At 34.3% G+C, this 21784-nt stretch carries 24 protein-coding genes and 2 pseudogenes; 18 read left to right on the top strand and 8 right to left on the bottom strand.

Annotated features, from left to right (window positions below; all coding sequences use genetic code 11):
• Positions 1–58: 58 nt before the first annotated feature.
• Positions 59–1144 (top strand): type III polyketide synthase, encoded by a 1086-nt coding sequence (locus BUB45_RS00435; RefSeq protein WP_073004093.1) that lies wholly within the window; start codon positions 59–61, stop codon positions 1142–1144.
• Positions 1145–1146: 2 nt separating this feature from the next.
• Complete coding sequence (locus tag BUB45_RS00430) at positions 1147–1653, top strand: isoprenylcysteine carboxyl methyltransferase family protein (RefSeq protein ID WP_073004091.1); 507 nt, start codon at positions 1147–1149, stop codon at positions 1651–1653.
• A gap of 154 nt (positions 1654–1807) precedes the next feature.
• Here BUB45_RS00430 and BUB45_RS00425 read toward each other — a convergent pair whose 3' ends face one another.
• The 3 genes from BUB45_RS00425 to BUB45_RS00415 all read right to left on the bottom strand — a co-directional run bounded on the left by BUB45_RS00425 (position 1808) and on the right by BUB45_RS00415 (position 4957).
• Complete coding sequence (locus BUB45_RS00425; protein WP_073004089.1) at positions 1808–2482, bottom strand: queuosine precursor transporter; 675 nt, start codon at positions 2480–2482, stop codon at positions 1808–1810.
• Between the two features lie 233 nt (positions 2483–2715).
• Positions 2716–4398, bottom strand: coding sequence for a SulP family inorganic anion transporter (locus tag BUB45_RS00420; RefSeq protein ID WP_084723514.1), 1683 nt, complete (start codon positions 4396–4398; stop codon positions 2716–2718).
• 358 nt (positions 4399–4756) lie between these two features.
• Positions 4757–4957, bottom strand: a complete 201-nt coding sequence (locus BUB45_RS00415; RefSeq protein ID WP_021291310.1) for a cold-shock protein — start codon at positions 4955–4957, stop codon at positions 4757–4759.
• A gap of 314 nt (positions 4958–5271) precedes the next feature.
• On the opposite strand from BUB45_RS00415, the gene BUB45_RS00410 reads away from it, so the two are divergent.
• From BUB45_RS00410 to BUB45_RS00400, 3 genes are read left to right on the top strand one after another with little or no spacing between them, the layout of a single operon-like run.
• Entirely contained in the window at positions 5272–6942 is a 1671-nt protein-coding gene (locus BUB45_RS00410) for a formate--tetrahydrofolate ligase (RefSeq protein WP_073004085.1), read from the top strand.
• Complete coding sequence (locus tag BUB45_RS00405; protein WP_073004083.1) at positions 6942–7562, top strand: HD domain-containing protein; 621 nt, start codon at positions 6942–6944, stop codon at positions 7560–7562. Before BUB45_RS00410 ends, BUB45_RS00405 begins: the two co-directional genes overlap by 1 nt.
• Positions 7559–8080: a GNAT family N-acetyltransferase gene (locus BUB45_RS00400; protein ID WP_073004081.1), complete on the top strand. Its 522-nt coding sequence runs from the start codon at positions 7559–7561 to the stop codon at positions 8078–8080. The genes BUB45_RS00405 and BUB45_RS00400 overlap by 4 nt, the downstream gene beginning before the upstream one ends.
• Before the next feature lie 81 nt (positions 8081–8161).
• Here BUB45_RS00400 and BUB45_RS00395 read toward each other — a convergent pair whose 3' ends face one another.
• A complete protein-coding gene (locus tag BUB45_RS00395) occupies positions 8162–9169 on the bottom strand; it encodes a C40 family peptidase (protein WP_073004080.1) in 1008 nt (335 codons plus the stop codon).
• 186 nt (positions 9170–9355) lie between these two features.
• Between BUB45_RS00395 and BUB45_RS00390 the strand changes: the two genes are divergently transcribed.
• The 12 genes and pseudogenes from BUB45_RS00390 (at position 9356) to BUB45_RS00335 (ending at position 16543) form a co-directional block, all read left to right on the top strand.
• Positions 9356–10312 carry a thymidylate synthase gene (locus BUB45_RS00390; RefSeq protein ID WP_073004078.1) on the top strand — a complete coding sequence of 319 codons (957 nt, stop codon included), beginning with the start codon at positions 9356–9358 and terminating at the stop codon, positions 10310–10312.
• A gap of 23 nt (positions 10313–10335) precedes the next feature.
• The gene (locus tag BUB45_RS00385) at positions 10336–10824 is read left to right on the top strand and encodes a dihydrofolate reductase (RefSeq protein ID WP_073004076.1); all 489 of its coding nucleotides are present in this window, start codon (positions 10336–10338) and stop codon (positions 10822–10824) included.
• Between the two features lie 247 nt (positions 10825–11071).
• Complete coding sequence (locus BUB45_RS00380) at positions 11072–11278, top strand: twin-arginine translocase TatA/TatE family subunit (protein ID WP_073004074.1); 207 nt, start codon at positions 11072–11074, stop codon at positions 11276–11278.
• A gap of 15 nt (positions 11279–11293) precedes the next feature.
• Positions 11294–11491 (top strand): twin-arginine translocase TatA/TatE family subunit, encoded by a 198-nt coding sequence (gene tatA / locus BUB45_RS00375; protein WP_073004065.1) that lies wholly within the window; start codon positions 11294–11296, stop codon positions 11489–11491.
• Positions 11492–11636: 145 nt separating this feature from the next.
• Entirely contained in the window at positions 11637–12395 is a 759-nt protein-coding gene (gene tatC, locus BUB45_RS00370; protein WP_073004834.1) for a twin-arginine translocase subunit TatC, read from the top strand.
• A gap of 16 nt (positions 12396–12411) precedes the next feature.
• Positions 12412–12627 (top strand): YozE family protein, encoded by a 216-nt coding sequence (locus tag BUB45_RS00365; protein ID WP_073004063.1) that lies wholly within the window; start codon positions 12412–12414, stop codon positions 12625–12627.
• Between the two features lie 218 nt (positions 12628–12845).
• Positions 12846–12968 (top strand): annotated as a pseudogene (locus tag BUB45_RS20330) (PadR family transcriptional regulator); the annotation flags it as partial.
• 19 nt (positions 12969–12987) lie between these two features.
• Positions 12988–13325: pseudogene (locus BUB45_RS00355) on the top strand (DUF1048 domain-containing protein).
• Positions 13326–14155: 830 nt separating this feature from the next.
• Positions 14156–14713, top strand: coding sequence for a VrrA/YqfQ family protein (gene vrrA / locus BUB45_RS00350; RefSeq protein WP_084723495.1), 558 nt, complete (start codon positions 14156–14158; stop codon positions 14711–14713).
• 77 nt (positions 14714–14790) lie between these two features.
• A complete protein-coding gene (gene msrB, locus BUB45_RS00345) occupies positions 14791–15756 on the top strand; it encodes a peptide-methionine (R)-S-oxide reductase MsrB (protein ID WP_073004061.1) in 966 nt (321 codons plus the stop codon).
• Positions 15757–15796: 40 nt separating this feature from the next.
• The gene (locus tag BUB45_RS00340) at positions 15797–16003 is read left to right on the top strand and encodes a DUF6501 family protein (protein ID WP_073004060.1); all 207 of its coding nucleotides are present in this window, start codon (positions 15797–15799) and stop codon (positions 16001–16003) included.
• 300 nt (positions 16004–16303) lie between these two features.
• Positions 16304–16543: a DUF362 domain-containing protein gene (locus BUB45_RS00335; protein ID WP_073004058.1), complete on the top strand. Its 240-nt coding sequence runs from the start codon at positions 16304–16306 to the stop codon at positions 16541–16543.
• Positions 16544–16683: 140 nt separating this feature from the next.
• Here the strand turns inward: BUB45_RS00335 and BUB45_RS00330 are convergent, their stop codons facing one another.
• Positions 16684–16953, bottom strand: coding sequence for an acylphosphatase (locus tag BUB45_RS00330; RefSeq protein ID WP_073004057.1), 270 nt, complete (start codon positions 16951–16953; stop codon positions 16684–16686).
• 267 nt (positions 16954–17220) lie between these two features.
• On the opposite strand from BUB45_RS00330, the gene BUB45_RS00325 reads away from it, so the two are divergent.
• Entirely contained in the window at positions 17221–18765 is a 1545-nt protein-coding gene (locus tag BUB45_RS00325; protein WP_425303950.1) for an FAD-dependent oxidoreductase, read from the top strand.
• 300 nt (positions 18766–19065) lie between these two features.
• Here the strand turns inward: BUB45_RS00325 and BUB45_RS00320 are convergent, their stop codons facing one another.
• The 3 genes from BUB45_RS00320 to BUB45_RS00315 all read right to left on the bottom strand — a co-directional run bounded on the left by BUB45_RS00320 (position 19066) and on the right by BUB45_RS00315 (position 21414).
• Complete coding sequence (locus BUB45_RS00320) at positions 19066–19554, bottom strand: GNAT family N-acetyltransferase (RefSeq protein ID WP_073004053.1); 489 nt, start codon at positions 19552–19554, stop codon at positions 19066–19068.
• 429 nt (positions 19555–19983) lie between these two features.
• Positions 19984–20121, bottom strand: coding sequence for a hypothetical protein (locus tag BUB45_RS19705; protein WP_170861683.1), 138 nt, complete (start codon positions 20119–20121; stop codon positions 19984–19986).
• A gap of 15 nt (positions 20122–20136) precedes the next feature.
• Positions 20137–21414 (bottom strand): helix-turn-helix domain-containing protein, encoded by a 1278-nt coding sequence (locus tag BUB45_RS00315; protein WP_073004051.1) that lies wholly within the window; start codon positions 21412–21414, stop codon positions 20137–20139.
• Between the last annotated feature and the right edge of the window lie 370 nt (positions 21415–21784).

Below are 21784 nucleotides of genomic sequence, written 5' to 3'. Positions count from 1 at the left end.
GATCCATTAACAGGGGGAACAACGTTCAAACGTCATGAGTTGTAAAGGAGATTAAAGCATGTCATATATTTGTTCGATTGGCCTGGGGATTCCAGAGTATCGTCTAAGTCAACAACGTATAAAAGAAATCGTTCAGGAAATTTTTCCTTTTTCCAAGCGAGAAATTAACCGGCTACTCCCTGTTTTTGATCATGCACAAGTGGACGAAAGGCAGTTTGTAGTGGAAGCTAATTGGTTTACAGAAAATCATTCCTTCCAAGAGCGCAACAATTTATTTATTGAACTTGCTAAAGCGTATGCGTTAAAAGCTATTGATGATTGTTTACATCAGACGGCGTTTTTATCCAATCCTATTGATTACGAAGATATTGATATGATTATCTTTGTGTCAAGTACTGGCGTAGCAACACCTTCATTAGATATACATGTAATGAATGAACGCCCATTTCGACAAGATGTAAAGCGCATGCCTTTATGGGGGTTAGGGTGCGCTGGAGGAGCTATTGGCTTAGCAAGAGCACACGATTGGTTGACAGCAAACCCAGATAAATCTGCATTAGTCATTTGTTGTGAATTATGTAGTTTAACGTTTCAAAAAGGGGATTTGAAAAAAAGTAACCTGATAGGAACTGCTTTATTTGGTGACGGTATAGGGGCCGCAGTTATTGTTGGAGAAACATCTCCATTAATTCAACATAATAAAAATAAAGTACCACGTTTGTTGCAATCCCATTCTTATACTAAAAAGGACAGCATTTCGGTAATGGGATGGCAAATTACCGATACAGGGTTTGAAGTGATTTTTTCCAAAAGCATTCCTGCGCTCGTGCAAAGCTTTTGGAGGGAGCATGTACAGCTATTTTTTACTCAACACCAATTAAACGAAAATGCTATTGCTACTTTTATTGCCCATCCAGGAGGCAAGAAAGTTATTGAAGCAATGCAACATGTGTTGCAAGCAAATGTTGATAAATTTCGGCACTCCATTTCTGTATTAAGAAAACACGGTAATATGTCATCAGCAACCGTTCTATATGTACTTTATTCATGGATGAAGGAGGCACGATATACAAATGAAAAAAGTGTGCTCTCTGCACTTGGCCCAGGGTTCAGTTCAGAATTAATTTTAATGGAGTGGATGTAGTAATGCCAATTTTTATGTGGGTTATTTTGTCGGTAATTATAATACAGCGACTAGTCGAACTGGTTATTGCACGTAGTAATGAGCAATGGATGAAACAAAGAGGAGCCATTGAAAAAGGGAAGCAACACTATAAATGGTTTATTATTGTCCATACATTGTTTTTCCTGTCCCTCATTGCGGAAATTATTTTTCGTAATCAACAAAGCATTTCCTTAAACTATGTTCTATTTACTGCTTTTATAATTACCCAAATTGGCCGTATTTGGTGTATTGCAACATTGGGTAGATTTTGGAACACCAAAATAATTGTTGCACCGCAATTTGACGTTATTAAGCGAGGCCCATATAAATACGTAAAACATCCTAACTACATTATTGTTGGTATAGAATTGTTTGTCATTCCTTCACTGTTTGGTGCGTGGTTGACAGCGATAGTATTTCCAATTCTACATGCGTTATTATTATATGTCCGCATTCCCGCAGAAGAAAAAGCTGTTTATGGGCATTAGAAACACTTATAATTTCCTATAGTGCTAAAATAAATAAACATGTTCCACTTATTGAAAGTGGAACATGTTTATTTAGTGAATATGAATGTGTTTTATTTAGGTTATGCTCAAAATCCAGATTAAAAAGAGCGGCTTTTTATTACATGGATAAAATTTAAACATGATTCATTTTTTTAGCTATATACATAAATGGCGTATCCATAATGGCTACAATAAACTTAATGACATAAGTAGTAATGAAAATTTCAAAAAATATTTCTGTTGGATAGCTTCCATAAAAAGCGATACTGCAAAATACGACCGTGTCCAATAATTGGCTAACACCTGTACTTCCATTGTTACGGATCCATAGATGCTTGTCAGCAGGAAACATCTTCCTAAATTTATCATAAATCCAAACGTCGAATGACTGGCTGATGATATAAGCTGCTAGACTTCCAGCAACCACCCTAGGAATTAAATCAAATATAGTTGTTAATGATTCATGAGCGATGTCGTCTGCACCAGGTTGAAACGTCAGGGCTATTTGCATAAAGATGGTCATCGCTAATAGCGTAGCAAACCCCATCCAAACCGCTTTTTTCGCTTCATCTTTTCCATGCTTTTCGTTAATAATATCTGTTGCTAAATAAGCTGTCCCATATAGAATGTTACCAAGTGTAGCAGTCAGCCCAAAAAGCTCGACAGTCTTTAAAACTTGGATGTTTGCAATAATTGTAGCCATTCCAATCCAAACATAAAGACCTGTTTTTCCAAACAGACGATAAAACAATAATAGCATGGAAAAATTTACGACAGCGAAGATAATCCAAATTATTTCGTTTGTCACATAAATTCCTCCTTAGTTTTGATAACGCGGGAGTTCTCGAACCGCGAAAAACACAAATGATATTATACGCCGCAAAGAACTAAAATGCAATTATTTATTGTGTATCTCCTGATTCAAGAAGTAAAAGGTGGCGCATTTTATTACATAAAATTAAAATATAAAGGAAAAAAGGTGTTTTATTTTAGCATTCTCAATCTATGTTTTTATTTTAAGAAACCGATTAATACGTGAATTTATTGATCTGATGATGAAAGAGATACATTGTTATTTTGTTTAAAAGCTTTACATGAGGTTCTATTTTCTTTAGAGCATACAGAACACTTGCTAACTTCAATGAGTTGCAGTCCATAATTAACTGCTTCTTCTGAACGACGAAAGATATGATGTTCTCCAATTTTATACAAAAGACCACTTGCCTTTAGCATAGCCATTACATCTGAATTTGCTTCTGAGATAATAATTATTCCACCCATATTTTTAAAATCAGTAACTAGAGAGTCTAAATTAGCTGCGCCTGTAGCATCTAAAATAGAAACATGCTTCATTTTTAAAATTAATACCTTTGGACGCTGGTTAATGGACCTTGTAATAATAGACTCGAATTTGTCTGCAGCTCCAAAAAATAGTGCTCCGCCAACAGTATAAAATGAAAGCTTGGGACAAGTGGAGCTTAACGTGTCCAAATGATTACCATGTATGGTGTCTTTGATTTTATCAGGAATAACTTTTTCTACTTGCAACACTTCACTCATCCGCTTTATGAACGAAACCATTGCAAGTAATAGACCAATTTGTACAGCTGTTGTAAGATTAACGAATACAGTCAATAAAAAAGTGACTACTAGTACAAGTGAATCGCCTGTTTTTAATTTTAGTATATGAATAAACGATTTATATTCGCTCATATTATAGGCGACAATCATTAAAATAGGAGCCATACTTGCTAGAGGTATATTCGATGCAAATGGTGCAAATAACAATAGAATCAATAAAACAAAAACACTTTGAAATATACCTGAGAAAGGGCTAATTGCTCCACTCTTAATATTCGTAGCTGTTCTCGCTATAGCACCTGTAGCAGGGATTCCACCAAACATGGGTGTAACCATATTAGCAATCCCTTGCCCAACTAATTCTCGATTGGAGTTATGCTTTGTCCCTGTCATTCCATCGGATACGACAGCGGATAATAATGATTCTATTCCTCCAAGCATTGCAATTACAAAAGCAGGTTGCCAAAGCTCAGCAATAGTTCCCCAAGTTACTTCTGGCATTCGAAAGCTAGGTAAAGATTGAGGAATACCACCAAAGGATGTACCGATGGTTGCCACTTCAGAAGGATATAACAGCATGGCGACAGCTGTTGGTAAAATCAATGCAACAAGTAGAATAGGAACCTTTGGAAGCACCTTTGGGATAAAGATGATAACGAATAGACCTATTAGTGCTGTACAAACGCTATACCAATTAATAAAAGATATATTCTCTACAATTTGCATCATATTTTCATGAAAATATTGCTTTTTCTCAAGTTCTTCAAGACCAAGAAAATTACCAATTTGACCGCTAAATATAATAACAGCAATCCCTGATGTAAATCCGATAGTTACTGATCTAGGAATGAATTGAATCAATTTCCCAAATTTAAATATCCCCATCAACAAGAGTATAAATCCTGATAAAAACCCGGCTACCAATAATTTTTCATATCCATACTCTAATACAATAGCCAGTAATATCGGAATAAATGCTCCCGTTGGACCAGCAATTTGAAATCTGGAACCCCCAAACAAAGCTACAAGAAGACCTGCAAAAATGGTTGTATATAAACCGTACTCAGGCTTAACACCAGAGGCAATAGCAAACGCCATCCCAAGTGGAATAGCCACAATCCCTACTGTTAAACCTGCAATCATGTCACGCTTTATATCGGCTAATGAAAAACTGTTGAAACGATTGTCTGTAAACAAATAATCTGATCTCTCCTAATAATATTTTTTGTAAATACTAATTGGGTTTTTCGTAAAGAAAACAAACCATTAAGTATTTGTAATAGAATGACGATTAGCGTATGGAGTTAGGCTTTTCTAAAGAAGGAAAAGAGATATGCGATCACGAAAAAAGTCACTCTCCCTCTGTAGAGTGACAACGTCTAATGATTTCATCGTTAGAAAGCTGTAGTTTTTCTTATACTATAAACCTTTACTTTCTTATAGTACAAAAAAAGCGGTAATCTAACGAAAAGATTACCGCTTTATCTATGAGGTACGTTCGTTATTTTTTTACAACATTAGCTGCTTGTGGTCCGCGTTCACCTTCAACGATATCAAAAGAAACTTCTTGGCCTTCTTCAAGTGTTTTAAAACCTTCTTCTTGAATTGCTGAGTAATGTACAAAGACATCGTTTCCTTCTTCTTGCTGAATAAATCCATATCCTTTTTCAGCGTTAAACCATTTTACTACTCCGTTTTCCATCTAATTAATCCTCCTAAAATGCTTCACGTTCCCTTTGAAAAACGTGGTAATGCAAAGCAGATAACAGAACATAAAAATAGACAGCCTCTATAGAAGTGTAGGATCACTTTACACCCACTTCTATGGAAGCTGCCTGCATGAATGAATCCGTACATCTTCTTTGCTTGATTCTAATATAGCTTATTTATGTAACTTCGTCAAGGAAAGTAAGGACGATAACTCGACATTTTTTATGTTTCCAGTTATGATTTAAATGTATTAAATAAGCAATGAAAACGATTACTGAAACATCAAATTGAAAGGGGTCATACTATATGAATAAGGATATTGAAATTGCCCAACAAACACCGTTAGAGCCAATACATAACATTGCAGAGCAACTTCAACTAACTTCAGAGGATTGGGAACCATATGGACATTCAAAAGCTAAGCTGTCAGCAACCTTATTTGAGAAATTGAAACAAAAGAAAAGTGGAAAGATTATTTTAGTCACATCAATTAATCCAACACCCGCAGGAGAAGGGAAATCAACAGTTACGGTTGGACTTGGACAAGCATTAAACCAAATGGGAAAGAATGCCATTATTGCACTTCGCGAGCCTTCGCTAGGTCCAGTAATGGGAATTAAAGGTGGGGCAGCAGGAGGGGGTTATTCCCAAGTTTTACCGATGGAAGATATTAATTTGCATTTTACTGGGGATATTCATGCTATAACTACAGCAAATAACGCTTTAGCTGCATTGATTGACAATCATATTCATCAAGGCAATGAATTACAAATTGACCCAAGAAAGATTGAATGGAAACGAGTAGTAGATATGAATGATCGCGCTCTAAGGCAGATCGTTGTTGGGCTAGGTGGAGCAAACCAAGGAGTTCCTCGAGAAGATGGTTTCAATATTACTGTAGCATCTGAAATTATGGCTATACTTTGCTTAGCCACCGATGTACAAGATTTAAAAGAAAGGCTTCGTTCCATCGTTATCGGCTATACATTCGATCATCATCCTATCACAGTTAGCGATTTGAAAGTAGAAGGCGCATTAACCCTGTTATTAAAAGACGCAATAAAACCAAACCTTGTACAAACAACAGAAAACACACCTGCTATTATTCATGGCGGTCCATTCGCTAATATCGCTCATGGCTGTAATAGCATTATTGCGACAAAAATGGCAGCTAAGTTGGCAGATTATACAGTAACAGAAGCTGGGTTTGGAGCGGATTTAGGAGCTGAAAAGTATTTTCATATTAAATCTCATGCAGGTAATATTGATACCTCAGCTGTTGTTATCGTCGCTACTGTACGTGCGCTAAAAATGCACGGCGGCGTTACAAAAGATAGGTTGATGGAGGAAAACATCACAGCTTTAGAGACTGGCATGGATAATTTACAAAAACATATTGAAACCATTCAGGCTTTTAACGTACCTTTTGTTGTGGCAATTAATCAATTTCCAACCGATACAAAGCAGGAAACATCCTTTATTCAGCAATGGTGTCAAGCGCGAGGTTATGATGTTGCGTTAACTACCGTATGGGCTCATGGGGGAAAAGGAGGAATAGAGTTAGCTGAAAAAGTAATCGCTAAAACAAATAATTTTCATTCTTCTTTTCAACCTTTATATGACATAAACGAATCCTTGGAAAACAAATTAAGAATAGTAGCTCAGAAAGTATATGGGGCAGATGATATTGAAATAACAAAAGAGGCCCGTAAACAATTACGTTTTTTCCAAGAACAAGGTTGGGGGAATTTGCCTGTTTGTATGGCTAAAACCCAATATTCATTATCAGATGACCCGACGTTATTAGGAAGACCAACAGGGTTTACTATTACAATTAGAGAGCTTCGAGCATCTATTGGGGCCGGATTTATTGTCGCTTTAACTGGTGATGTAATGACAATGCCAGGGCTTCCTGCCAAACCGGCTGCTTTACAAATGGATGTAGGAGAAGATGGACGAGCAAAAGGATTATTCTAATGCAAACAGCAGAACAACTATCTGAGATAGAGCATTTTGTATACAGGTTATTCTCTAATGACATTACCGGTCACGATTATTATCATATGAGGCGAGTGGCTCGTTTGGCAAAATATATAGCGGAAAAAGAAGGCGCTAACCCGTTTATTTGTGAAACAGCTGCTTGGCTGCATGACGTAGGGGATGAAAAATTGTTTTTAGATCCTCATGTTGTCATTCAAGAAATGGGAGATTTGCTTGATCGCCTTTCTTTAACAAAACAACAAATAGAGAAAATAAAGCAAGCAATGCAAGATGTTTCTTTTCGTAAAGGGAAAACACCGGTAAACCTAGAGGGGAAAATCGTTCAAGATGCTGATCGGTTGGATGCTATTGGGGCAATTGGCATCGCTCGTGCTTTTAGCTATGGTGGGGCAAAAGAACGCCATCTTTATCATGAGGAATTAGACAATCATACAATCCAACATTTTTACGAAAAGCTATTACGTATTCCAGATAAGTTGCACACAGCATCCGCTAAAACCATTGCAAAAGAACGACATCACATCATGCAGCAATTTCTAGAACAGTTTTATCAGGATTGGAATTTCCCTGATATAGAAAATAGGGGTGAAAAATGAGTATTCGTTTAACTAGATTAAAAGCTAGTGATGCAGAAGCTTTACTAGTGTTTGAAGCGGAAAATCGTTACTTCTTTGAGACAATGGTGCCCAGCCGTGGGGATGCGTACTATATGTCTGAAAATTTCCAAACAAGACATAAACAACTATTAAAGGAACAAAGCCGAGGAATTTCACATTTTTATTTAATAAAAGACGATCATGATTCCATATTAGGTAGAATTAATGTGGTTGATTTAAATAAACAACGCCGAGGAAAGCTAGGCTACCGAATTGGCAAGATGTATACTGGAAAAGGATTAGCAACAAAAGGTTTGCAGCTTTTCATGAAAGAAGTAATAAAATTGGACATAAGAAAGATACACGCGAAAACAACCAGTAATAATTTCCCATCTCAAAGGGTGTTACAGAAAAACGGCTTTCATTACGAAAAAACAGATACGGATTCATTTAATATGAATGGTGAGGAAGTAAAGTTTGTGTACTATTCATGGGAGAATGGTAGAGAATTAGTATGACATTGTATTTTAAAACTTAGATTGAGCGTTTTATGCAATGGAGAAATTATGCTTGCAAAAACGCTCTTTTATAAAGGCAAATCATTGTTTTACACGTGTAGCACCTAAATACCGTTCTTGCCAATAAGAATTATTCATTTTGCTTACTTCAACACCTCTCGATTCTCCTGCATGAATAAAGCTACCATTACCGACGTAGATCCCCATATGAGAGGGGCCAGGCTTATAAGTTTCAAAAAAAACGAGATCTCCAACAGATGGCTCAGATATTGGTTGTGAAAAATTATAGATTTCACTAACTGTACGTGGAATGGTGATACCTTCTTGTTGAAAAACATACTGAATAAAACCACTGCAATCAAATCCACCTGGAGATGTTCCACCCCAAACATAAGGTGTTCCCATTTGGGATTGGGCTTTTTCTACAATACCTGAACCATTAATACCTGTATAAGTAGCCTTTTGAACAGCCTTTTGTTTTGTTTTTTCTTTTCGTTCCGTATTTGTTTCTTTATTGGTAACAGGTAATGTTGGTTGTTTTTCTGTTGGTGTAGGTGGAGGGTCTATTATCAATTTCAAGTCATGCTTATTTTCAGCAACTTCTAACGCTTGCTTGGTTAGCGGGCCATATATGCCATCTAATTTACCTTCATAGTACCCGAAATATTGTAAGGATTTTTGTACAAGTTTCACTTTTTCGTTATGCATACCAGGCTGAATTTCTTTAGCAAAAGTTTTTAACTGTTGTTTATATTGTTTTTGCTCATTTTTTACGATAGCTGTTAATGTCTCTTTATTTGCATTTCCGTTTATAGATAGCTTATGATCTGCTTGAAAATTTTTAATCGCATGCTTCGTATAATATCCAAACATTCCATCAACTGGTTGGTCAAAATACGATAATGTATGTAATTTTTTTTGTAACAAACGAACACTCTTACCGTGCTCATCAATTTCTAACTGATCTGATTTAAATAAGATTTTATTTTGCAATTCAGGATATGCGTCGACATAATTTACAAAAGGCTGCGTCATTACAAAGCCATAGAGTAAAGATGTTTTCATGATTTTTTCCACATTTCTATTCATACACAAAACTCCCCTCCAATTACACTCTTGATGCAAGCAACTTTTGGCAAATTGGCGTCATGTGGTCTATTAATAGAAATATGTAGTTTTCAGCTAGTTATGAATTACGTTTTGATTACAAATGATTGGGTCAAGCTTTTATGTTACAATAAAGCAGATAAGATGGAGTAGTTTGGAGGGATAATTATGATTATTGGTGAAGAAGCTTATCTAAACCTATGCCAACATATTTTGGCGAATGGCACGAAAAAAGGGGACAGAACCAATACAGGAACCTATTCTGTATTTGGTCATCAAATGCGCTTTAATTTAGAGGAAGGATTTCCTTTACTAACGACAAAACGGGTTCCTTTTCGCTTAGTGGCTAGTGAACTTCTGTGGTTTATTAAAGGAGATACTAATATTCGTTACCTGTTAGAGCATAATAACAATATATGGAACGAATGGGCTTTTGAGAAATGGGTTACTAGCAGTAATTATTCTGGTCCTGATATGAGTAATTTCGGTAATCGTTCTCAGGAAGATACTAATTTCAAAAAACAATATCAAGAGCAGATGGGAATTTTTAAAGATAAAATTTTAACCGACAATGCTTTTGCGAAGAAATATGGAGATTTAGGAAATGTGTACGGCAAACAATGGCGTAAGTGGAAAACATCGCAAAATGAAACCATTGACCAGTTAAAAGATGTGATAGATAATATTAAAAACAATCCAAACTCCAGAAGACATATTGTCTCTGCTTGGAATCCGGAAGATTTACCATCCATGGCGCTTCCGCCATGTCATACGTTGTTTCAATTTTATGTAGCGGATGGTAAGCTTTCGTGTCAATTGTATCAACGAAGTGCCGATGTATTCTTAGGAGTTCCGTTTAATATTGCTAGTTATGCGTTACTAACCTATCTAATTGCACATCAATGTAATTTAAAACCAGGGGAGTTTGTGCATACACTTGGAGATGCGCATATTTACCTAAACCATGTGGAGCAAGTAAAAACACAACTGGCGCGAGATATAAAGCAAATGCCACAGCTTGAAATTAATCAACAAAAAACATCTATTTTTGATTTTGAATTAGATGACTTTAAAATTGTTGGATATGATCCTCACCCTACAATTAAAGCGCCTATCGCTGTATAAAGGAAAGGAGATTTTTATAACGAATGATATCATTACTTTTAGCGATGGATAAAAACCGTGTAATTGGTGTAAACAATGGCCTTCCTTGGCATTTGCCTAAGGATTTACGTTTTTTTAAAGAAAAAACGATAAATCAAACAGTTATTATGGGTAGGAAAACATATGAATCAATAGGAAAGCCACTTCCGAACCGTAGAAATGTAATATTGACCAAAACGAAGCGAGACTTTCCAAAAGATATTGAAGTAATCCATAATTTACAAACTGTTTTACAGTGGAATGAAAAGCATCCAGAACAAGAATATTTCATTATTGGTGGCGCACATGTTTTTGAACAAATATTACCGAATGCAGATCGTATGTATATTACGTGGATAGATCATTCCTTTAAAGGTGATACATATTTTCCTTCTTTTTCTGAACAAAATTGGAAGTTAACTTCCAAGGTAAAAGGAGAAAAAGACGATAAAAATCCTTATGAATACTATTTCTTACAATATGATAGAAAATAATGAATTGATTGCAATTGGAACATATAATTGATGTGTTTTTATATTAATGTAACTTTGGTTAATCATTTTATCGATACGCTCCTTTTAAATAGCAAATTATTGGATACTATTTAAATTTTGCCTCAAACAAGCGGATAATAAGGGGTGCTTAGAAGCTTGTTTTGCTATAGAAAATCATGTTACACTTAAAGCGCTTATAGAATAGTGAGGTACTTATATAAAAAGATCATCTAAAGAGGGTGGAAAAATGTTATCTAGCATCGGTTTCCCAGGACTTATTTTAATATTGGTCATTGCTTTAGTTATTTTTGGGCCAAAAAAATTACCTGAGATCGGTAAAGCAGCTGGACAAACCTTAAAAGAGTTTAAAAACTCGACCAATGACTTAACGAGTGATGTGAGAGATGAGTTTAAAGAAACAAAAGAATTAATTACAAATAATAATGATCGCTAATGGGGAGTGAGGAGAATGTTTCAAAGTATAGGTATTCCAGGGCTTATTCTAATTTTAATTATTGCATTAGTAATCTTTGGGCCATCGAAGCTACCTGAAATTGGTAAAGCATTCGGAAACTCATTAAAAGAGTTTAAAAATGCGACAAAAGATATTGCTTCAGACGATAACGCATCAGATAAGAAGGAAAACCCTACATCAAGTAAAAACTAACAAGCGAAGATGTAAGGAAACTCCTTACATCTTCTTTTATGTGAAAAGAGCATTAATACGAGAACTTACATAGTCTTTCATAAAGTTTATTTTATATATTTATAGTTTAAAGCTCTTGATGCGGGGCAGTAGGGGGAGTAACATGATGTCTGACAATCAATCAACAGAAGAAAAAGAAATGAATTTAACAGGCCATCTCTCTGAGCTAAGAAATCGAATTATTGTAACGGCAGTTTTTTTTATTTTGTTTTTTATCGTTGGTTTTGTTTTCGCAACGGATATATATGATTTTTTCCAGCAAGATTTATCTTTTAAACTTACTGTTATTAGTCCTGGTGAAATTATCTGGATCTATTTTACTTTAGCATCTGTGGTTGCTATTGCATTTACATTACCGATTCTAATTTTGCAAATATGGTTATTTGTAAAGCCGGGATTAACAAAAGGGGAACAAAAAGCAACAATCGCTTATATACCAGCTGTGTTTATCTTGTTTATCGGTGGGCTAGTTTTTGGCTATTTTATGTTTATTAAACTTATTCTACCATTTTTGCTTTCACTAAATGACGGTATGTTTAATGAAATGTTTACAGTAGATAAATATTTTCGCTTTTTATTGCGAATAACACTTCCATTTGCTGTGTTGTTTGAAATTCCAGTAATCGCTATGTTTTTAACAGCATTGGGCATTTTAACGCCACAATTTATGAGAAAAACGAGAAAATACGCCTATTTTATTCTGATTATTATTGGCACTATCGTTACACCACCAGATTTCGTTTTACAACTTGTTGTTGCTGTCCCATTAATTCTACTTTATGAACTAAGCATTAATTTAGCTGCCATCGTCTATCGAAAAAAGCAACGAAAACACGAAGCATTTATGAACGACGCTGATTTATAGGGAAGGAGGAGGCTAATTGCGCTCCTTTTATCATTATTTAATGACTTACAGAGGAAAAAAACAACCAGATGATCCATCACGTTTAGCAGATTGGGCATTCCAAGATCATCATTTCCCTAAACACGCTACAAGCTACAATGAAATAAGCAATTACTTGGAATGGAATAGTCCTTTTCCAACAGCTTTAACGGTTTTTGATGAATTGTGGGAAGCATACATTCTGGATAATTAAAAAACTGGCGTGTCAAATCTTTATTCTAAATTTAACAATATAGTAAATTTCTTTAACTAGATAGTGTGTATTCTCTGGGAACTTTGAAGGCTTCTAAAAGCTTGAGCTTATCGCTCAAGCTTTTTTTATGGTCTAGGAAACTATAAAATTTTGCAGCTGTGGAGTTATTTAGCTATGTCCGGCTTCAGCGCCCAGCAACTAGGCGACTTCACTCCATTTCCCTGGTCGGACCACCAAGGAAATTTTACACGCTAAACGCAGCAGGTCAAGAGCACCTTGAAACTTTTTGGAAAAAATGGGACTTCATTTCAAGCAAAATGAACGAACTGAAAACTAAATAAATTAAAAGGGGAAAATAAAATGAGTTATATTGAAAAAATAATCGGTAGCTTGGATGACAAACGGGAATGGAAGGCTATGGAGGGGCGTGCGAAGACACTTTCAAAAGAGTACCTTAGTGCTTACAAAACTATTCAAAAATACATGTGGACTGCTAGTGGAATTACTGACTGGAAGGACACTGTTCGTATTTTTGATACCATTCTCGATCTCTTTGAAGAAGGTGCATCGGAAGGCAAGAAGGTCGCTGACCTTACAGGTGAGAACGTGGCCACATTTGTGACGAACTAGTGAAGGACTTGAAAACTTGGAAAGACAAACACCGAGAGAAATTAAATGATACGATTAGGCGTGACTAACGATAGTTTTTTGTTGGATATAGTCACTGGCAACCTAACAGAACTCCACAAGATGTTCATACCAACGAAAGTGAAATCGAGAAATAGCCGATATTAGAGAAGATTTTTACTTGTGATCATAGAAAAAAGGGGAAAAGTAAAACATAAATATGTAGAAAATAAATTAATAACATCGTCTCTCACATACAATAATAAAGTTTTTGGAGAGAACACAAGCTAAAACCTACTTCTTTTAACAGAAAATAGTTTTTTTCTACCTGGGAAGTAAACTTTAACTAGTTCCTCTAGTTATTTCAGTTTCACTCTATTTTCTTTTACTAAAGGGTAGTTTACTATTACCATTTCTTACGCAGAGAAGAAATAAGAGGAGAAAACAAATGAAAAGAGAGGGGGAAAACGACAAGCACTATCCCATTCACTGCCACTGTTTCGTCAGTTACTAAATTCTCAACCATTTGCAAAAAGTAAAGCACAATCAAATGGTATTATTGAAAAATGAATACTTAAACTAACCATTTTGTTGAACAAAATCTGTTCCTTTTAAGAATTTCAAACAAACGTTTGATTAATTTATGTTTCTATGTTGTTTTTCAGCAATATTCGGCAAGTAAAGGGCATTACATGAAGAAAACTGTAATTATGTGCGGTTGCCCGGGAAATATTTCATTTTGTTAAATGTGTATTTCTTAAAGTTTGAACTTATAACTTTGTGAGACATCAAGTTAATGAATAATAATATCTTTTGTTTGATTACAGCAGAGCCTACACTATTTTTTTTACCTAACGTACACTATCTATAGGTGATTTACTTAAAGAAAGGAGGGTAATCAATGGTATTTCCGCCAAATCGATCGGCTAATTTCCCATTTCATATGCAACGCGGACCTATGACGCCGAATATAAGAGCTTTTAATCCACAACAAAGTTTCCCTCGCGCACCAATGTCATCTGGACCTTTCGCTGGAGGTCCTTTGCCAGGAGGGCAATCATTATCTAAAGGAGGGAAATTGCAAAATTTATTGAGTCTCTTTCAACCTCAAGCCGGTGCAGGAGTAAATAGCGTTGGTAGTGGATTTCTAAGCAAAGGAGTTGGTGGCTTAAGTGGCGCATTAGATAATGTTCAGCAAGTACTAAATGTTGTACAAAACGCAGCTCCTATCGTGCAAGAATACGGACCAATGGTAAAGAATCTGCCTAGAATGTATCGGATGATGAAAGCATTCAATTCACTAAATGATGAAGAAATAGAAGATAAAGAGAAAAACAATACGGAAGCAATATCTAATGATGATTTATTAAATACAAGTACGGTTGCAGAAGATTCAGCAGAGAAGCAAGAAGAGAATAATCAACAGAATGGAAAATCTGTACCAAAGTTATTTATTTAGTTTAAATGCTCCTAACTTGATTTTTTCTTCTATAAAGTGAAAAATAGAAGAAAATGCGAAAGAAGGGGATGAAAATGATGAATGCTACAGCAAAAGAATATGCAACCTTTGCTGGAGGATGTTTTTGGTGTATGGTAGAGCCGTTTGATCAGCGTCCTGGAATTATCCGAATTACATCTGGATATACAGGAGGATCTGTGGAAAACCCAACGTATGAAGAGGTATGTTCTAATACAACAGGGCATGTCGAGGCAGTTCAAATTGAATTTAACCCAAATATTATGAGCTATAAAAAGTTATTAGATACATTTTGGAAACAGATCGATCCAACAGACCCACATGGTCAATTTAATGATCGTGGTGAGTCTTATACAACTGCAATATTCTATCATACAGATCAGCAAAAACGAGAAGCAGAAGCTTCCAAAAAGGAACTGGAAGCTAGTAGAAAATTTGCTAAACCAATTGCAACTAAAATTGTCCCTGCCAAAACCTTTTATCCTGCAGAAAAACACCATCAAGATTATTATAAAAAGCAAGGCTTTCATTATCGTCTATACAAAAAAGGGTCAGGTAGGGAAAATTTTATTAAGAAGCATTGGAAAAACACATACGATCAAAATGAACTGAAACAAAAGCTTACACCGATACAATATCATGTGACCCAAGAAAATGGTACAGAACCGCCATTTCAAAATGAATATTGGGATAAACAAGAAGAAGGGATTTATGTAGATATCGTCTCTGGTGAAGCATTATTCTCATCTAAAGATAAGTATGATGCTGGTTGTGGTTGGCCAAGTTTCACTAAACCTATAGACCGTTACCAAATTGCAGAAAAAACGGACATGTCGCACGGCATGATGCGTACAGAAATCCGCAGTAAGGAGGCAGATTTACATTTAGGGCATGTATTTGAAGATGGCCCTAAGGATAAAGGAGGTCTTCGTTATTGTATGAATTCTGCTGCTATGCGATTTATTCCAAAGGATAAATTGGTCGAAGAAGGCTACGGAGAGTATATAAACTTATTCACTGATTGAGTAAACTATAATTATATTATGTAAACAAAAGGAGCAGAAAATGATTCATTTAAATTGGGAAAACCGAAAAACGATGAAGCAATTAAAATGCGTTCATGCAGATGCAAAAAAGTTTGTAGTGAATAACAAATTAACACCTGGTAAGATATATGATGTAAAAAATGAAACAAATGAGTTTTATTTTATTATTGATAACAGTAAACGTATAGGCGGATTTCGAAAAGAATATTTTGATGAAATAAATTAACTAGAAAAGTTTGTGAAATGAATCGTTACTCGTAATGGCTTTTGCTAAAGTAAACTAACGCTTGTTGACAACTAGCAAAAAAAATAACCACAAAAAAGAACTAGTTAAGTTACGAGTGGTTATTTTTTGAGCTAGAAACTGTAGCATTACTTTTAATGGTTGAAAATACCAGTATTAAGTTTCTTCACTTACGATATTGCTTTCATTTTTTATAGAAAATGCGTTATAATAACTAGTACAATAATAAATAACTACATAATAACATTCGTCTTATGGATTCAAAAAAGGAGGAGAGCCATTTTGGCTTTTGTAATTACGTCACCATGTAAAGAAGAAAAGTCGGGAGAATGTGTGGAAGTATGCCCTGTTGATTGTATAGAAGAAGGAAAAGATATGTTTTATATTGACCCTGATATATGTATTGATTGCGGTGCATGTGAAGCTGTATGCCCTGTAGAAGCAATTTATATGGAGGATGAAGTTCCCGAAGAGGAAACAGAATATATTGCTTTAAATCGCAAGTTTTTTGAAGAACAATAACTGAGTAAGAAGCAAGCTGTGATTATTTAGCTTGCTTCTTTGTATCTAAACAACACGTAAACCCTTTTTTTTTACTTAAATTTTATTAATTGAGACTTACCTGATTGGCAAAATTTCTAGAAAAATAAAATGCACTACATTTATTTGACAGAAAAGGTTGAATAACCAGCTTCATTATCAAGTAATTTTTGATCAATATGAGTTACTTTAATAAAGGGATTCAATCCGTTTTTTAAAGCACCCATAAACTTTCTTAAATGAGCTTCATTGCCTTCAGCTTCTAATTCAACCGTGCCATCCTCCTTATTCTTCACCCATCCGTGAACATCTAATTCAAGAGCTTTCTGTTTAGCAGAATAGCGAAACCCCACGCCTTGCACTCTTCCATAAAAAACCACATGTATACGCATACTTATCACCTCAGTTACAATTATCCCTTTATACTAAAGTCTAAACATATTTTTCGATTAAAACCTAATTTTCATGTTCATACTAGTTAGTACCTTTGGAATAGATATGACTTCAACTTGGATTTTGTCTGTGTCTTATCTAATCCCATATAGAAAACATTATTAAACAAGAGAAACAAAGAGTAGTGCGCTCACTTGCCCCATTTAAGGCACTTTTTGAACAACCTCGTTAAATAAAATAAAAAATGTTGAAAGGGAATGAAGATATTGGTTGAAAACCACTTGCCGAATCACTCACAATCATTTTGGCGTGAAACATCTACAATACCTAAATATCCATCCTTAGATACCTCCATTCAAACAGAAGTTGGGATCGTTGGAGGGGGAATAACCGGAATTACAACAGCGTATTTATTATCTAAAAAAAATATAAAAGTTACATTAATTGATGCGAATCCAATTTTAAAAGGAACAACGGGTCATACAACAGCTAAAATTACTGCACAACATGGTCTAATTTATGATGAGCTTATACAGCACTTCGGTATAGAACAAGCTATTCTTTATTATAAAGCTATGGATGAGGCTAGGCAATTAATTGAAAACAATATAAATAATCTACAAATAGATTGCGATTTTTGCCATGAAGATGCTTTTCTTTACACCAATCTAGATTCTTGGCAGCGTGATTTAGAAAAAGAAAAGGATGCCTATGACCATATTGGTATTGAGAGCGAAATAACAAAGGATACCCCCCTAAAAATTCCGATGAAATTAGCTTTACAAATGAAAAATCAGGCTCTATTTCATCCGTTAAAGTACTTAAGCTCATTATTAGAAGAAAGTATAAGGAATGGGTTAACGGTCTATGAAAATACAGTAGCTGTAGATATTGAAAGTGATCGCTCAAACCCCTCCATTATAACGAAAGATGGTCATCGAATAAAGTGTGATTATATTATTGCTGCATCTCATTTTCCTTTTTATGATCGAGACAGCTTTTATTTTACTAGAATGTACGCAGAACGTGCTTATGTGCTGGCGATGCAATCTAAGGAAAAGTATCCTGGTGGAATGTACATTAATGCAGAATCACCTACAAGATCTGTTCGCACTACAACATGGAAGGGAAGAGATTTATGGTTAATAAGTGGGGAAAATCATAAAACTGGCCAGGGTAAACCTATGCACGAACATTTTAAAGCATTACAATCTTTTACGAATGAAAACTTTGCAGTAGCGTCATATGATTTTCGCTGGTCGGCGCAGGATTTAACAACATTGGATAAAGTACCTTATATTGGTTGTATGAAAAAATCAACACCTAACATACTCGTTGCGACAGGCTACCGTAAATGGGGGATGACAAACGGCACTGCTGCTGCAAACATGCTAACAAACATCATTGTTAACAAAGCAAGTGAATATACGAAACTTTTTGATCCGGCCGGATTTAAAGCAGATCCCACGATAAAAAAGTTTGTGAAAACGAATACAGATACAGCTAAACACATGGTGAAAGGAAAATTGGATAATACGAATAACCATTTGGATATAAATCAATTGCAAGCAGATCAAGCAACCGTTACACGAATTAATGGAAACCGAGCTGGTGTTTATAAAGATAAGAAAAACCAAATATATATTGTTGATACAACGTGTACACACTTAAAATGTGAAGTCGAATGGAATTCCGGAGAACGAAGTTGGGATTGTCCGTGTCATGGTTCAAGATTTTCATATACAGGCGAAGTTTTGAATGGACCTGCGAACAAACCCTTAAAACATATTGATCCAAATAAATTAAAGTGAAGTATAAAAAATTACTATGAGCTATTCAATCATAGTAATTTTTTATTTTCGTCTCACTATCAAAAGAATACTTTAAAATTGAGACATAAATAAGCGTTTCGGTTGTAACTTCCTATAATATATATTATGTAAACTAGTGTTTTGAAAGTACTATCATTGCTTCTTCCTCTATTAGCTTTTCTAATTCCTTAAAACTGCTCTACGTACGTAAAATTTTCTAAAAATCTAATTGTTCTCTTGCGAAAAGTCAGTCGTATTATTTAATCACTATCTCGCCTTTTTCAAAAGCTTGTAAATGAATTATACTATAAACGTTTGAATTAAACATAGTTCACCATTAATTAAATCCTGTCTTTCATGATGTTCAATATTTAATTCTTCATATACTTTTTTCCAAAATGCAACCGCACGCTTATTTTCTGTAACCTGCATTACAAAATATTGACCTTGCTTTTCCTTAAACAATTTTTCAACAGCCTGAATAGCGAAACCTTTGCCCCTATACTTATTAAGTATAAAGAAGTCGTTTATTCCGTAATCATTGTTCTTTTTCAAAAATGGGCGTTCTAATAGCAATATAAATCCGATGATTTTATGATCCAACTTTATAAAATATGGCGATAACCCTTCTGCTTCCCAGAATTTATCCAATTCCTTATAATGAAAAAGACCATCCTCCTCAACATCTAAATTTATAGTGAAATTTGAAAGATCATGAAGATACAATGTGTAAAAGTTACGCAAAATAGATTTTTCTGATTCTAACACTTTTATAAGTGTTACAGCCATCGTATAACATCCCCTTATCTATACCTGGTTATAACCTATAACTATATGTTCCTTTTGATACAAATAGAACATAGAAGATTTTAGGTTAACTGAATTATTATGAGATCTTCAAGTACATAATACCACTATGTTCTTATAATAAAGAGAATATGTATAAATGCATAAGTAAACGGTGTGGTCACGTAATTACATACATTGCTTTTTCAAGTTAGTGAGTCTTCTTTGTTTTTTAAGCAATTTGAGCTTTCGATAATACATAATACTGATATGAATATTAATAAAAATGCTAACGCTTTTAAATTTTCTAGAAAGATAAGGAAACATTCCATCCTTTATATTCTAATTATTGATAAAACAAAAAACACAGAAGTCTTGTATCTATTTTGACTTCTGTGACAATAAAGACTCAATAATAAATAATTTGTTTAATTAAACATTTTCAACTTCAATTGGGTTAAATGTAGGATTAGGTTGAAGTGTTGCTGTCTGATCATATTGAACATTTAAAAATACCAAACCACCTATAAGAAATGTACCACATACTAATTTTAAAACTATTTTTTTCACGATCCTTCTCCTCCTTTATAAATTAAATAATTTCTCATAACTGCTATTTGCTAATTTATAATATTGTAATGATGACTTATACTTACCACTCTTCTCTAAATGATCACCTAACATTTTTGCATAAAAAGCTAAATACTCATAATTTCTTTTTTTCTCTAGGTAAGGTATGAAATCATTAGCTAATACAGATATAAATTGTTTAGTTTCTCCATTTAATAAATGTGTATATACTTTAATAACATATTTGTGTAAATCTTCAATATATTCGTTATAATCATTAATATACGCTTCCAAAACTAATATTGTTTGATCCAAATAGTTCTTGGCTTTTTCATAATCCCCAACTAAATAAAACTCTTGAATTAAGCGAATTAGGGATACTAGTTTAGTTTTTTCTTTAAAGTTATTATTTTGTATCGCAATTAGATAGTGTTCGATTGCTTTTTCTGAATTTCCAGTTATTGAATGCAGGTAGCCCAGATTGTAATGTGCTAGATGAACTACATCCTCATTGTTTTTTAATTCTCCCAATTGTAATGCCAAGTTATAATTTTTGGTAGCCTTATCTAAATTCTTAATTCTATGATGCGCAATCCCCAATAAAATATGGCATTGAGCACAGCGAATAAAATTGTAGTTTTGTTGAAAAATTCCCATTGCCTTTTTTGCATATTCAATAGTCTCAAGATCATTCCATAATTTACTATGTTCTATAGATATGATATATTGCAAATCTGCTATTTCCTGTTCTTGAATATTTGCAAAACTGATAGTTTCTTCTGCTAATTTATAATGTTGCATAGCTTGATGATGGTACGTTTTAAAAGAATAATAGTTACCTTGAAATTTATGCCAATAATATTTATGTATAGGGTTAAATGAATTTGCCATTTCATGAAGTTCGTTAATTTTACATAATGCTTTTTTGAGGTCCCGCATAATACAGTAATAACGAATTTTATGAATCTCAAACATGAGTGTCTGGTCATTAATACTTCGACCCAGCAACTGCTGCAATTCTTCATATATTACTGATATTTTCTGTTTATCGAATCGGTCATAAAGCATTCCGTACCACTCTTGACATTTTTCTTCAATTTCTATATCTAGCTTTTCCGTAAGCTCAATCTCTAATCGGTTACACAGTAATTGAATAATTTCAGGGCTAGCCTTTGTCTTCTTGTTTTCTATTTTTGATAAGTAGGATAATGAAACAATGCCTTCTGACAATTCCTCTTGTGTCATATTGCGCTTGGTTCGCTGTAATTTAATAATAGAACCTATTTCTATCAAATTATCACCTACCAATCTCTCATTAATTTATTATGTATCTAATATAATTGTAACACAAATCCCACAAATGCATATTGGGAAAATAATTAGATTTTTGCACTAATTTTATAGCAAATGGCTATGATTAATTGATTAGTTTTCCTTGTATAGGAAAATCGATGCAATGAATTCATTTTAAATCTAAAACAAGAAAAAGCATGTCTAAATTACAAGTCTTTAAAATTCAAAATAATAAACATTAAAATTCTGCACAGGTGAATGATCAAATGGTACTATACATTTTTATCTGTTTAATGAGTCATTTTAACTAGAAAGAACCTTCTAATAAACCCTCTTGCATCAAGAAAACTAACCTAACTAACAGATCATC

The sequence above is a fragment of the Virgibacillus chiguensis genome (assembly GCF_900129865.1).
Classification (GTDB): domain Bacteria; phylum Bacillota; class Bacilli; order Bacillales; family Amphibacillaceae; genus Virgibacillus; species Virgibacillus chiguensis.
Note: the sequence above shows the minus strand (reverse complement) of the source record. Positions and strands in the feature narration are given on the sequence as shown.

Excerpts from the sequence above, each read along its gene's own strand:
- tatA (WP_073004065.1), top strand. The coding sequence starts at position 11,294 with ATGTTTCAAAGTATAGGTATTCCAGGGCTTATTCTAATTTTAATTATT.
- BUB45_RS00420 (WP_084723514.1), bottom strand. The coding sequence starts at position 4,398 with ATGATTGCAGGTTTAACAGTAGGGATTGTGGCTATTCCACTTGGGATG.
- BUB45_RS00340 (WP_073004060.1), top strand. The coding sequence starts at position 15,797 with ATGATTCATTTAAATTGGGAAAACCGAAAAACGATGAAGCAATTAAAA.
- BUB45_RS00330 (WP_073004057.1), bottom strand. The coding sequence starts at position 16,953 with ATGCGTATACATGTGGTTTTTTATGGAAGAGTGCAAGGCGTGGGGTTT.
- BUB45_RS00320 (WP_073004053.1), bottom strand. The coding sequence starts at position 19,554 with ATGGCTGTAACACTTATAAAAGTGTTAGAATCAGAAAAATCTATTTTG.
- BUB45_RS00400 (WP_073004081.1), top strand. The coding sequence starts at position 7,559 with ATGAGTATTCGTTTAACTAGATTAAAAGCTAGTGATGCAGAAGCTTTA.
- BUB45_RS00385 (WP_073004076.1), top strand. The coding sequence starts at position 10,336 with ATGATATCATTACTTTTAGCGATGGATAAAAACCGTGTAATTGGTGTA.
- BUB45_RS00380 (WP_073004074.1), top strand. The coding sequence starts at position 11,072 with ATGTTATCTAGCATCGGTTTCCCAGGACTTATTTTAATATTGGTCATT.
- BUB45_RS00405 (WP_073004083.1), top strand. The coding sequence starts at position 6,942 with ATGCAAACAGCAGAACAACTATCTGAGATAGAGCATTTTGTATACAGG.
- vrrA (WP_084723495.1), top strand. The coding sequence starts at position 14,156 with ATGGTATTTCCGCCAAATCGATCGGCTAATTTCCCATTTCATATGCAA.
- BUB45_RS00410 (WP_073004085.1), top strand. The coding sequence starts at position 5,272 with ATGAATAAGGATATTGAAATTGCCCAACAAACACCGTTAGAGCCAATA.
- BUB45_RS00435 (WP_073004093.1), top strand. The coding sequence starts at position 59 with ATGTCATATATTTGTTCGATTGGCCTGGGGATTCCAGAGTATCGTCTA.
- BUB45_RS00415 (WP_021291310.1), bottom strand. The coding sequence starts at position 4,957 with ATGGAAAACGGAGTAGTAAAATGGTTTAACGCTGAAAAAGGATATGGA.
- BUB45_RS00390 (WP_073004078.1), top strand. The coding sequence starts at position 9,356 with ATGATTATTGGTGAAGAAGCTTATCTAAACCTATGCCAACATATTTTG.
- msrB (WP_073004061.1), top strand. The coding sequence starts at position 14,791 with ATGAATGCTACAGCAAAAGAATATGCAACCTTTGCTGGAGGATGTTTT.
- tatC (WP_073004834.1), top strand. The coding sequence starts at position 11,637 with ATGTCTGACAATCAATCAACAGAAGAAAAAGAAATGAATTTAACAGGC.
- BUB45_RS00430 (WP_073004091.1), top strand. The coding sequence starts at position 1,147 with ATGCCAATTTTTATGTGGGTTATTTTGTCGGTAATTATAATACAGCGA.
- BUB45_RS00395 (WP_073004080.1), bottom strand. The coding sequence starts at position 9,169 with ATGAATAGAAATGTGGAAAAAATCATGAAAACATCTTTACTCTATGGC.